An 11,350-nucleotide genomic window follows, 5' to 3' on the forward strand; every position below is an offset into this window, starting at 1 on the left:
CCCGCCGTCCGCCCCCGCCGTCCGGTGTGACGGCGGGGCCGGGTGGGTACCCTGGTGGAACACGCGCAAGTCAGCCCGTACCGGACCCCGCGCGCGGGGCCGGCAGGGCCGGACGGACACGGCGGCGGCGCGTCGGAATGCGGCGCCGGGTCCGGGTGTTGGCACCCGTTGAAGAGGACATCCGTCCCGGCGGCGGGCGTCAGACCGGGGCCGCGGGCGCATGCGGGCCGCAACCCCTTTCCACGAGGAGCTTTACACGATGACGGTTCAGAGCGAGACCACCGAGGGGATCATCCTCACGGAGGGCGCTTCCAGCAAGGTTCGGGCGCTCCTTGAGCAGGAGGGCCGGGACGACCTGCGCCTTCGCGTGGCGGTCCAGCCCGGCGGCTGCTCCGGGCTTCGCTACCAGCTCTACTTCGACGAGCGCGAGCTCGACGGCGACATCGTCACCGACTTCGGCGGCGTCGCGGTCGTGACCGACCGGATGAGCTCCCCCTACCTCGTCGGTGCCACGATCGACTTCGTCGACACCATCGAGAAGCAGGGCTTCACCATCGACAACCCCAACGCCACCGGTTCCTGCGCCTGCGGCGACTCCTTCAACTAGGGAGCGCGGCCCCGGGCGACCCGGGGCGCGCGGACGGCCACCGACAGGGAGGGCGGACCCGGTCCGCCCTCCCTTCGCCGTCCCCCGGGGGACGGCGGACGGCCGCGGGCGGGTCTGTACCCTGGGTCAGTCCGAAAGGGCGCGCCGTGAGCGTGCCCGGAACAGTGTCCGGCCCCGGGCCGGCGCGTCCGACCAAGGAGACCTCGTCCCGTGCGTATCGCGGTTGCCGGATCCATCGCCACCGATCACCTGATGTCCTTCGAGGGGCGGTTCGCGGAGCAGATCATCCCCGAGCAGATCCAGCAGTTGTCCCTCTCCTTCCTCATCGACGAGCTGGACGTCCGGCGCGGCGGCGTCGCCGCCAACATCTGCTTCGGACTGGGCGGCTTCGGGCTGTCCCCCGTCCTGGTCGGCGCGGCCGGCGCCGACTTCGAGGACTACCGCGCCTGGCTGGACCGCCACGGCGTGGACACCTCCCACGTCTACATCTCCGAGCTGCGCCACACCGCCCGGTTCATCTGCACCACCGACCGCGACCAGAACCAGATCGCGTCGTTCTACGCGGGCGCCATGGCCGAGGCCCGCAACATCGAGCTCCAGCCGATCGCCGACCGCCTGGGCGGGCTGGACCTGGTCCTGGTCGGCGCCGACGACCCGGCCGCGATGGTCCGCCACAGCGAGGAGTGCCGCACCCGGGGCATCGCCTTCGCCGCCGACCCCTCCCAGCAGCTCGCCCGCATGGGGGGCCCGCAGGTGCGCACCCTCATCGAGGGGGCAGCCTTCCTGTTCACCAACGAGTACGAGAAGGCCCTGGCCGAGCAGAAGACCGAGTGGTCCGACGCCGAGGTCCTGGCCAGGGTCGGCACCCGCATCACCACCCTGGGCGCCAAGGGCGCCCGGATCGACCGCGCGGGCGAGCCGAGCATCCACGTTCCGGCCGCCGCCGTCGGCGACCTGGTCGACCCGACCGGCATGGGCGACGCCTTCCGCGCCGGGTTCCTGGCCGCCCACTCCTGGGGCCTGTCCCTGGAGCGCGCCGCCCAGGTGGGCAACGCCACCGCGGTGCACTGCCTGGAGGTCGACGGCCCGCAGGAGTACACGCTCACCGGCGCCTCGCTGCTGGACCGGCTGGAGCGCTCCTACGGCGCGGAGGTCGCCGCCGAGGTCCGCCCGTTCGTCTAGGGTCCCCGGACCCCGTAGAGTAGAGAGTCGTGACCCCGCGTCCCGTGCGTTCGCATGCCCGGGACGCGACCCGCACGGACCCCGTCGTTCCTCTTCGGCGGGTCCGCCGTGCCCGCCGGTGCGCTGAAACGCGTGCCGGTGTGTAGAGCCCGAACCGTTAGCGCGGGGTCGCCGCAACGGTGGGGAACCCGCTCCGCACCGCGCCGACAGGCGCGCACGGGGCCCGGGCGTGCCCGCACGCCTCCCAGTTCTAGGTCAGCCTTACCTGGGATTCCCCGCATTCCATGTGAAAGGACATTGCATGCGCTACACCGGACCCAAGGTGCGGTTGTCGCGGCGCGCCGGAATGCCGCTGACCCGTAAGGCGGTCAGCTACTTCGAGAAGCGCCCCTACCCGCCCGGTGAGCACGGCCGTCGCGTCCGCCGCAACAGCAGCGACTTCGCCGTCCGCCAGGCCGAGAAGCAGAAGGTGCGCTGGTACTACGACCTGACCGAGAAGCAGCTGGTCAGGATCTACGAGAACGCCAAGAAGCGCCCCGGCCGCACCGGTGAGGAGATGCTGGCCGAGCTGGAGCTGCGCCTGGCCACGGTCGTGCTGCGCGCCGGCTTCGCCGCGTCGATCTACGCCGCCCGCCAGTTCATCAACCACGGCCACATCACCGTGGACGGCAAGAAGGTCGACATCCCGTCGTACCAGGTCAAGCCGGGCCAGATCATCGAGGTTCGGGCCAAGTCCCGTTCCATGGTGCCGTTCGTCGAGGCCGCCGAGGGCGTCCACGCCGACGACAAGATCGCCGGGTTCCTGGCGGTCAGCCACAAGGACCTGCGCATCGCGGTCGTCGACCGCCCCAAGCGTGAGCAGATCCCGGTGCCCTTCGACGAGCAGCTCGTCGTCGAGTTCTACGCCCGCTAGCGTCCGGCGCCCCCGCGGCGCCGTGTGAGCGAGCCGAGAGGCCGTACGGACCCCCGGGTCCGTGCGGCCTCTTCCGTGTGCACGCCCCCGATCGAGCCGCTGACCGCACCCCCGATCGTGCGCCCGGCACCCCCGGGATTCGGTGTGCCCGAATCGTTACGGTGCCGGAACCGGGAACGGCTCGGTGCACGTGCCGGAACGGCTCAGTACATGCGCCGGATGTGAAACGCGCTACCCCGCTCCAGCGGCACCTCGGCGACGAACTCGTGCATCTTCATCCGGCACCAGGCGGGGATGTCCGCCCTGGCGGCCGGATCGTCCGCGGTGACCGCGATGACCCCTCCGATGGGCACTTCGTGCAGGCGCTGCGCCACCCAGATGATCGGGATCGGGCACTTGCGGCCCACCGCCTCCACGATCACCGACGGTGCCGTCACCCCCGGCAGCGGCCGTCCCTCGGACACGGGAACCCCCTGTGCGTTGTCGTTCCGTGTCCCAATCTTGACCCCTCGCGCGCGGTAAGGCGAACCCGGTTAAGGGTGTCGTAAACCCAGCGATACGCTCACCTTGTTCTCTCCCCGTGGGACGCCGGACCTCGGACGCACCCGCTGTGGACGCGGGCGCCGCCCGACACCCGGACGGGTGCCCCGGCCGCCTCATGGGGGAGGGGCCCGGGGGAACGCCGGGCCGTGCCTCGCCGATCGCCGGCCAAGGGGTCACCCCCGGCGCGCGACGGGCCCGGCTCCACGGACCACCGAGCGTCCCGTATCAGGGGCCTTCGGCAACACGCTGACCAGGCAAGCCCATGAACGGGACCCTGGGCGGTTCGCGATAATGTTTCCCCCTGACAAGCTTTGGATACTTAGGCCGCCCGTGGGAATCCACGGGCTACACCGCTGGGAAGGCAATCCGTGAGTCCGACCCGCCAAGAAAATCGGCGCTCCACTCTGCGCCGATGGGCACCACGCGGCGCCGCGCTCGCCGTGCTGGGGCTGGCCGCGACCGGCTGCGCGTCGAACGAGCTCACTCGTTTGGGCATGCCGGAGCCGATCACCGAGCAGGCCGAGCGTGTTCTCTCGCTCTGGCAGGGTTCCTGGGTGGCGGCGTTCGCGGTCGGCATTCTCGTGTGGGGACTGATGATCTGGTCGATCATCTTCCACCGCAAGCGCTCTGAGCAGCTGCCGCCCCAGGTGCGCTACAACATGCCCATCGAGGCGCTCTACACCGTGCTGCCGATCGTCGTCATCGCGGTGCTGTTCTACTTCACCGCGCGCGATCAGAGCTACCTGCTGGACACCGAGCAGGAGGCCGACGTCCACGTCGAGGTCGTCGCCTTCCAGTGGGCCTGGCAGTTCAACTACCTGGACGCCCCCAAGGACGAGGGCGGCGAGGTGCTGTTCTCCCAGGTGGGCATGCCCAACCCGGACGGCACCGCCGACCCCTCCACGCAGTCCACGCTGGTGCTGCCGGAGAACGCGGTCGTGCACTTCGACCTGTACTCCCCGGACGTCATCCACTCGTTCTGGATCCCGGCGTTCGGTTTCAAGATGGACGTCGTCCCGGGCCGCGACAACGCGTTCCAGGTGAACCTCAACGACGGCACCGCCGGCGACTACATCGGCCGCTGCGCCGAGCTGTGCGGTGTGGACCACACCCGCATGCTCTTCAACGTCGAGGTCATGTCCGAAGAGGACTACGAGATCTGGGCCGCCGAGCAGGCCGCGGCCGCCGAGGAGACCGAGGCCGCCGAGACCCCCGACACCCCGGACTCCGGCGAGGAGACCGGTGCGGAGGGTTCCGGCCAGGAGGGCACGGGCTCCGGCGCCGACGAGGCCGAGGAGACCAACGAGTAATGAGCACGACCACCACCCCCGCGCACACCGCCTCCCAAGGGCTGCCGGGCACCAAGGGCTCGGTCATCGTCAACTGGCTGACGTCGACCGACCACAAGATCATCGGGTACATGTACCTGATCACCTCGTTCGGGTTCTTCCTCTTCGGTGGCGTCCTGGCGGTGCTCATGCGCACCGAGCTGCTCTTCCCGGGCATGCAGATCATGTCCAACGAGCAGTTCAACCAGCTGTTCACCATGCACGGCACGATCATGCTGCTGATGTTCGCGACCCCGCTGTTCGTCGGGTTCTCGAACATCATCATGCCGCTGCAGATCGGCGCCCCCGACGTGGCGTTCCCCAGGATGAACCTGTTCGGGTACTACCTGTTCCTGTTCGGCAGCCTCATCGCCGTTAGCGGGTTCATCACCCCGGGCGGCGCGGCCAGCTTCGGCTGGTTCGCCTACACCCCGCTGTCCGACGCGGTCCGCTCGCCGGGCCTGGGCGGCGACCTGTGGATCCTGGGCCTGGCCGTCTCCGGTCTGGGCACCATCCTCAGCGCGGTCAACTTCATCACCACCGGCCTGTGCATGCGCGCGCCCGGTATGACGATGTTCCGCATGCCGATCTTCACCTGGAACACCCTGCTCACCAGCGTCCTGGTGCTCATCGCGTTCCCGGTCCTGACCGCCGCCCTGATCGCCCTGGGCGCCGACCGCATGGTCGGCACGCAGGTCTACAACGCCGAGCACGGCGGCGCGATCCTGTGGCAGCACCTGTTCTGGTTCTTCGGCCACCCCGAGGTGTACATCATCGCGCTGCCGTTCTTCGGCATCGCGACGGAGATCCTGCCGGTGTTCAGCCGCAAGCCGATCTTCGGCTACAAGAGCCTCGTGGCCGCGACGATCGCCATCGCGGGCCTGTCCGTCACCGTGTGGGCCCACCACATGTTCCCGACGGGCGCGGTCCTGCTGCCGTTCTTCTCGTTCATGACGTTCCTCATCGCGGTCCCGACCGGTGTGAAGTTCTTCAACTGGATCGGCACGATGTGGCGCGGCCAGCTCACCTTCGAGACGCCGATGCTCTTCACCATCGGCTTCCTGGTGACCTTCCTCTTCGGCGGCCTCACCGGTGTGCTGCTGGCCTCCCCGCCGATCGACTTCCACGTCACCGACTCCTACTTCGTGGTGGCCCACTTCCACTACGTGGTGTTCGGCACCGTGGTGTTCGCGATGTTCGCGGGCTTCTACTTCTGGTGGCCCAAGTTCACCGGCAGGATGCTCAACGAGACGCTGGGCAAGGTCCACTTCTGGCTGCTGTTCCTCGGCTTCCACGGCACGTTCCTGGTCCAGCACTGGCTGGGCGCCATGGGCTTCCCGCGCCGCTACGCCGACTACCTGCCCGGTGACGGCTTCACCGAGCTGAACCAGATCTCGTCGGTGTCCTCGTTCGTGCTGGCCGCCTCGACGCTGATCTTCTTCTGGAACATGTACATCACCGCGAAGAAGGCGCCCAAGGTCGAGGTGGACGACCCGTGGGGCTACGGCTGCTCGCTGGAGTGGGCGACGTCCTGCCCGCCGCCGCGGCACAACTTCACGTCGCTGCCGCGGATCCGGTCCGAGCGCCCCGCGTTCGACCTCAACCACCCGCACGCCGCCGCCCCCGGCGCGGTTCCCGCCGGCGCCACGAAGGAGTAGGGGCTCATGAAGACACAGGCCTATCTGTTCATGGGCGTCTCGACCTTCTTCGGTCTGGCGGCCGCCCTGTACATCTACTGGTCCTGGCAGGACACCGGGGCCATCGAGTGGACCGGTACGACGGCGCTGGTCGTCTCCATCGGCTTCGGCTGGATGATCGGCTACTGGCTCTGGCAGGCGGCCCGCCGCAGCGAGCACTTCCACGGGCTTCCCGCGGAGGAGCGGCTCGACGGTGAGATCGCCGAGAACGCCGGCGAGTACGGCTTCTTCAGCCCGCACAGCTGGTGGCCGATGTTCGTGGCCATGTCCGTGGCGTTCACCGCGGTGGGCGTGGCGATCGGCTGGTGGATGGTGATCATCGGCGGTTTCGCCGTCGTCCTCACCTCCATCGGCTGGGTCTTCGAGTACTACCGCAAGGAGTTCCAGCACTAGCCGGAACACCGAGCACCCGCCCCGGACACGGTGGTGCAAAAGGTGCTCAAGGTGCGGGAGTGGCGAATGCTGTGATTTCCCCCATGTCCGTTGTGATCTATTAATCACTTAACGTGACATCTGGGGGTTCTGTCATGGACCGACGAGTCCGGTTCGCCGGGCGCCTGGTCACCGGCACCGTCGCCGCGGCCCTGGTGGCCACGGCCTGCACGGCCACCGAGGAGGAACCGCAGGAGGCGCCCGGGCCGCGGATCTCCATCACCCCGGCCCCGGGGCGGGCGGAGGTCGCACCCAACACACCCGTGCGGGTCCTGGTGGAGGACGGCGTCCTCACCGACGTCACCGTCGAGCAGATCGGCCGCGAGCAGTGGGCCGAGACAGGGGCGGGGGCGGCGGCCGACGCGGAGGGGCCCGAGCGGGCGCCGGTCACCGGCACGCTCGCCGAGGACGGCTCCGCCTGGGTCAGCGACTGGAACCTGGCCCCTGGTGGCCGGGTCGCCGTCTACGCCACCGCGGAGGGCGCCGACGGCGAGCGCACCGAGGTCGTCTCGACGTTCGGCACCCACGCGGTGGCCGCGGACGCCGCGCTCGCCGACCCCTTCGTGCTGCCGCAGGACGGGCAGACCGTCGGGGTGGGCATGCCGGTCGTCGTCACCTTCGAGGAGCCGGTGGACAACCGCGAACAGGTCGAGAACTCCATGCACGTGACCTCGGAGAAGGCCACCGAGGGCGCCTGGAACTGGCCGAACGAGACCACCGCCGTGTTCCGGCCCGAGAAGTACTGGGAGCCGCACCAGAAGGTCACCGTCGACCTGCGGCTGACCGGTGTGGAGGCCTCCGAGGGGGTGTTCGGCACCGCCGACCGGCGCATCGGGTTCGAGGTGGGCCGCGAGCTCATCGCCACCATGCACGTCCCCGAGCACCGGATGCACGTGGCGGTGGACGGCGAGCGCATCCGCTCCATCCCGGTCAGCAACGGCAAGGGCGAACGGCACTTCAACACCACCACCTCCGGCGTCCACGTCCTCATGGAGCGCTACAGCAGGCTCGTGATGGACTCGGCGACCGTCGGCATCCCGGCGGGCTCGCCCGGCTACTACCGGGTCGAGGCCGACTGGGCGGTGCGCACCTCCAACAGCGGCGAGTTCACCCACGCCGCGCCCTGGAACGGCAGCATCGGCCACGCGAACCGGTCCAACGGCTGCACCAACATGTCGGTCTCCGACGCCCGCTGGTTCCACGACAACACCCTGATGGGCGACGTGCTGGAGACCACCGGCACCGCCCGGGAACTGGAGTGGGACAACGGCTGGGGGTTCTACCAGCGCTCCTGGGAGGAGTGGCTGGAGAACAGCGAGACCGGCGCACCGCAGGCTACCGACTCCGCCTCCCCGCCCGGCACCGTCCACGGGGACGACCTGTGAGGGGGGCCGGGCCGACAAGGGGCCGCTAGGCCGTCAGTAGGCCGCTGAGCCGCGCGCAGGCGCGGTCCCAGGTCCACTCCCGCTCCACCCACTCCCGGCCGCGTGCGCCCATCCGGGCGGCGCGGTCGGGGTCCTCCAGGAGCCGGATGAGCGCCCGGGCGGCGGGGCCCGGCCGGGAGCCGTCGACGACGTGCCCGGTCTCCCCGTCCAGGACCGCGTCCGGGGCGCCCCCGGAGTCGCCCGCCACCACCGGCAGCCCGGTGGCCGACGCCTCCAGGTAGACGATCCCCAGGCCCTCCACGTCCAGGCCGCCCCGCCGCGTGCGGCAGGGCATCGCGAACACGTCCCCGGCGTCGTAGTGGGCGGGCAGCGCCTCCGCCGGGACCGGGCCGGTGAACACCACCGAGGACAGCCCGGCGGCCGCCGCCCGCAGCCGTTTCCGGTCGGGGCCGTCGCCGACGATGAGCAGGGCCGCGTCGGGCACGTCGGCCAGCACCCGGGGCCAGGCGCGCAGCAAAGTGTCCTGGCCCTTGCGGGGCACCAGCCGGGAGACGCACACCACGACCGGGCGCTCGCCCAGCCCGTGCCGCTTGCGGACCTCCCCGCCGCCCGCCCCGGGCCGGAACCGGGCGGTGTCCACCCCCGGCGCGACCCGCCGCATCCGCGCCGCGGCCGGTGCGGACAGCGCCCGGGCCAGGTGCCGCCGGGAGTACTCGCCCAGGTAGGTGACGGCGTCTGTGGTGTCGCCGATGCGGCGCAGCGCCTCGCGCGCCCCCGGCAGCAGCGCCCACCCCGTCTCGTGCCCGTGGGTCAGCGCCACCTGGCGGCCCACGGTGTCCCGCAGGGACCCGGCGGCCAGCCCCAGCGGCGCCGCGGCCCCGTACAGCACCGAGTCGCAGCCCTCCAGCCGGGCGATGGCGGCGGCCCGCCGCGCCACCCGGGGCGTGGGCAGCAGCACCCGGGCGGCGTCGCGCACCACGGGGAACGGCAGCCGCAGGTCGAAGTGGGGGTCGGCGGCGGCGTCCGCCGCCGCGGGCGAGGACGTGTACACGACGACGTCGTGCAGGCGCAGCGCCACCTCGTGGACGAAGGCCTCGATGCCCCCGGCCCGGGGCGGGAAGTCGTTGGTGATGATCAGCGTTCGCGGCACGCCACGAGCGTAACGGCCCCGCACCGGATACCGGTGCGGGGCCGCGGAGGTTCGGGAGGGGGACGGCTCCGGGGAGGGGCCGGCCCGGGGACTAGGGACGGACCGCCGTGACGAAGTTGGCCCGGTAGTAGTCGTTGAGGGTGACCTCGCCGATGGGCTTGCTCGAAGTCGAGGCGTGCACCATGATCCCGTTGCCCGCGTACAGGCCGACGTGGCTGGGGCTGGAGCCGTAGAAGAACAGCAGGTCGCCCGGCTGCTTGTTGTCCCAGGAGACCCGCTGGCCCGCGTTGACCTGGTCGTAGGTGGTGCGCGGCAGGTTCACGCCGGCGGCGCGCCAGGCGGCCTGGGTCAGGCCGGAGCAGTCGTAGCCGTTGGGACCGGTGCCGCCCCAGATGTAGGGCTTGCCGACCTGCTCGTAGGCGAAGTTCAGGGCGACCTGCGCGTTGCCCGTGGCCGGTCCGGTGTAGGTGGCGCCGCCTCCGGTACCACCACCGGTGCTCCCGCCCCCGGTGGTGCCCCCGCCGGTGTTGGCCGTGTTGGCGGTGGCCGCGGCCCGCTCCTCCTCGGTCAGCTCGTCGAGCAGGGCCTCCTGCTCCTCGATCTTCTCCTCGGCCTCCTCGGCGGCCTCCTCGGCCTCCTTCAGGGCCTCGGCGGACTCCTCCTCGGTCTCGGCGGCCTCGGCTTCGAGGGTCTCCAGCTCCTCCAGCTCTTCGAGGTACTGCTCAAGGCTGGCGTTGTGCGTCTCGGAGAGGTAGCCCAGGTCGGCCTGGTGGAACATCGCCTCCTCGGGCCCGCCGGAGCCGATGAGCTGGGTGGGGGAGGTGAAGTCGGTGCCGGTGTAGGCGAGGTTGGCCAGGGTGCGCACACCGCGGCCCAGCGTGTCCACTTTCTCCCGGGCCTCTTCGAGGTCCTCCTGGATGTCGTCCAGCTTCTCCTCGGCGGCCTCGTGGGTCTCCTTGGCCTCGTTGTAGATCGCGTTGAGCTCGGCGAACTCCTCTTCGAGGCGCTCGATCTCCTCACGGACCTCTTCGGCGGTCGGCTCGGCGTTCGCGACCGACGCGGGCAGCAGGAACGCCCCGCAGGACAGGGCGGCGACGACCGATATGCGGCGCGATACGGACACGGTGGGATACACCTTCCTCAAGGGATGCGCCGACCGGAACAGGGGCTTCCGGGGTGAGGAGCGGGGGACCGGACCGGCGCGGTGAAGGGGCCGAAACACGTTCGGCGTTGAACACTAGTGCATCCCCCGGGCGCTCTCAACCTTTTCGTGATGTTCGGAACCATGACCGGATATGGCCGAAAATGGGGTGTAAGAAACGAGGGCGAGGCGGAACGGCCTCACACGAACGGGTCCACGCGACGCCGCCCCCGCCGGACGCGACGAGGCCGCCCCCGCGAACGGGGACGGCCTCGGACGTACCGGGGGTGCGTCAGGGGCGCACGGCGAACTCGAACTGGCCGGCCCAGTAGGCGGCCAGCCCGACCACCTCGATGTTGCGGCCGGTGCGCGGGGCGTGCACCATCTGCCCGCCGCCCGCGTACAGGCCGTTGTGGCCCAGCCCGCTGAAGAACATGATGTCGCCCGGCTGCAGGGCGTTGATGTCGTAGATGCGGTTGCCCACCTCGGCCTGCGAGTACGTGGTCCGGGGCAGGTCCACGCCGCCGGCGCGCCAGGCGGCCTGGGTCAGGCCGGAGCAGTCGTAGCCGTTGGGGCCGGTGCCGCCGTAGATGTACGGCTTGCCGATCTGGGCGTAGGCGAAGTCCAGCGCGGCGCCCGCGCTGCCCGAGGCACCGCCGGTGTAGGACTGGCCGCCGGAGTCGTTGGCGCCCTCGGTCGAGGCGTCGGCGTCGGGGAACTGGGTGAGCAGTTCCTCCTGCTCGGAGATCTTCTCCTCGACCTTCTCCTTGGCCTCCTCGGCCTCCTCCAGAGCGCCCTCGGCCTCCTTCAGGGCCTCCTCGGCCTCGTCCTTGAGGGAGAACAGGCGCTCGGCCGACTCGCCGAACTCGTCCAGCTGCGCCTGCTGGGTCTCGGACAGGTAGGTGATGTCGGCGTTCTGCTCCAGCAGCCCCTCGGGACCGTCCGAGGTCAGGATGTTGGTGAGCGAGTCCA

At 70.6% G+C, this 11,350-nt stretch carries 11 protein-coding genes; 7 read left to right on the forward strand and 4 right to left on the reverse strand.

Annotation, left to right across the window (positions count from 1 at the left end):
* The first annotated feature begins 259 nt into the window (after positions 1-259).
* The 3 genes from ACJOT3_RS26055 to rpsD all read left to right on the forward strand — a co-directional run bounded on the left by ACJOT3_RS26055 (position 260) and on the right by rpsD (position 2,702).
* Positions 260-607 (forward strand): HesB/IscA family protein, encoded by a 348-nt coding sequence (locus ACJOT3_RS26055; protein ID WP_406975744.1) that lies wholly within the window; start codon positions 260-262, stop codon positions 605-607.
* A 210-nt stretch (positions 608-817) separates the two neighbouring features.
* On the forward strand, positions 818-1,789 hold the full coding sequence (locus ACJOT3_RS26060; protein ID WP_406975745.1) for a carbohydrate kinase family protein: 972 nt from the start codon (positions 818-820) through the stop codon (positions 1,787-1,789).
* Positions 1,790-2,090: 301 nt separating this feature from the next.
* A complete protein-coding gene (rpsD, locus tag ACJOT3_RS26065) occupies positions 2,091-2,702 on the forward strand; it encodes a 30S ribosomal protein S4 (RefSeq protein ID WP_406975746.1) in 612 nt (203 codons plus the stop codon).
* A 203-nt stretch (positions 2,703-2,905) separates the two neighbouring features.
* Here rpsD and ACJOT3_RS26070 read toward each other — a convergent pair whose 3' ends face one another.
* Positions 2,906-3,166, reverse strand: a complete 261-nt coding sequence (locus tag ACJOT3_RS26070) for a sulfurtransferase TusA family protein (RefSeq protein WP_406975747.1) — start codon at positions 3,164-3,166, stop codon at positions 2,906-2,908.
* A 447-nt stretch (positions 3,167-3,613) separates the two neighbouring features.
* Here ACJOT3_RS26070 and ctaC point away from each other — a divergent pair, with 447 nt between their 5' ends.
* The 4 genes from ctaC to ACJOT3_RS26090 all read left to right on the forward strand — a co-directional run bounded on the left by ctaC (position 3,614) and on the right by ACJOT3_RS26090 (position 8,087).
* Complete coding sequence (gene ctaC, locus ACJOT3_RS26075) at positions 3,614-4,555, forward strand: aa3-type cytochrome oxidase subunit II (RefSeq protein ID WP_431652600.1); 942 nt, start codon at positions 3,614-3,616, stop codon at positions 4,553-4,555.
* Complete coding sequence (gene ctaD / locus ACJOT3_RS26080; protein ID WP_406975748.1) at positions 4,555-6,231, forward strand: aa3-type cytochrome oxidase subunit I; 1,677 nt, start codon at positions 4,555-4,557, stop codon at positions 6,229-6,231. Before ctaC ends, ctaD begins: the two co-directional genes overlap by 1 nt.
* A 6-nt stretch (positions 6,232-6,237) precedes the next feature.
* A complete protein-coding gene (locus tag ACJOT3_RS26085; RefSeq protein ID WP_406975749.1) occupies positions 6,238-6,663 on the forward strand; it encodes a cytochrome c oxidase subunit 4 in 426 nt (141 codons plus the stop codon).
* 134 nt (positions 6,664-6,797) lie between these two features.
* The gene (locus ACJOT3_RS26090; RefSeq protein WP_406975750.1) at positions 6,798-8,087 is read left to right on the forward strand and encodes a L,D-transpeptidase; all 1,290 of its coding nucleotides are present in this window, start codon (positions 6,798-6,800) and stop codon (positions 8,085-8,087) included.
* Positions 8,088-8,112: 25 nt separating this feature from the next.
* Here ACJOT3_RS26090 and ACJOT3_RS26095 read toward each other — a convergent pair whose 3' ends face one another.
* The 3 genes from ACJOT3_RS26095 to ACJOT3_RS26105 form a co-directional block, all read right to left on the reverse strand.
* Positions 8,113-9,237: a glycosyltransferase family 4 protein gene (locus ACJOT3_RS26095; protein WP_406975751.1), complete on the reverse strand. Its 1,125-nt coding sequence runs from the start codon at positions 9,235-9,237 to the stop codon at positions 8,113-8,115.
* A gap of 91 nt (positions 9,238-9,328) precedes the next feature.
* Positions 9,329-10,360, reverse strand: coding sequence for a C40 family peptidase (locus ACJOT3_RS26100; RefSeq protein WP_406975752.1), 1,032 nt, complete (start codon positions 10,358-10,360; stop codon positions 9,329-9,331).
* A 310-nt stretch (positions 10,361-10,670) separates the two neighbouring features.
* Positions 10,671-11,350, reverse strand: a 680-nt coding sequence (locus tag ACJOT3_RS26105) for a C40 family peptidase (protein WP_406975753.1), incomplete at its 5' end; no start/stop codon positions are given.

This window comes from Nocardiopsis protaetiae (assembly GCF_045446735.1).
In the GTDB taxonomy this organism is placed as follows: domain Bacteria; phylum Actinomycetota; class Actinomycetes; order Streptosporangiales; family Streptosporangiaceae; genus Nocardiopsis; species Nocardiopsis protaetiae.

Bases quoted from the DNA above. Each gene is read 5' to 3' on its own strand.
- rpsD (WP_406975746.1), top strand. From the start codon at position 2,091: ATGCGCTACACCGGACCCAAGGTGCGGTTGTCGCGGCGCGCCGGAATG.
- ACJOT3_RS26055 (WP_406975744.1), top strand. From the start codon at position 260: ATGACGGTTCAGAGCGAGACCACCGAGGGGATCATCCTCACGGAGGGC.
- ACJOT3_RS26090 (WP_406975750.1), top strand. From the start codon at position 6,798: ATGGACCGACGAGTCCGGTTCGCCGGGCGCCTGGTCACCGGCACCGTC.
- ACJOT3_RS26085 (WP_406975749.1), top strand. From the start codon at position 6,238: ATGAAGACACAGGCCTATCTGTTCATGGGCGTCTCGACCTTCTTCGGT.
- ctaD (WP_406975748.1), top strand. From the start codon at position 4,555: ATGAGCACGACCACCACCCCCGCGCACACCGCCTCCCAAGGGCTGCCG.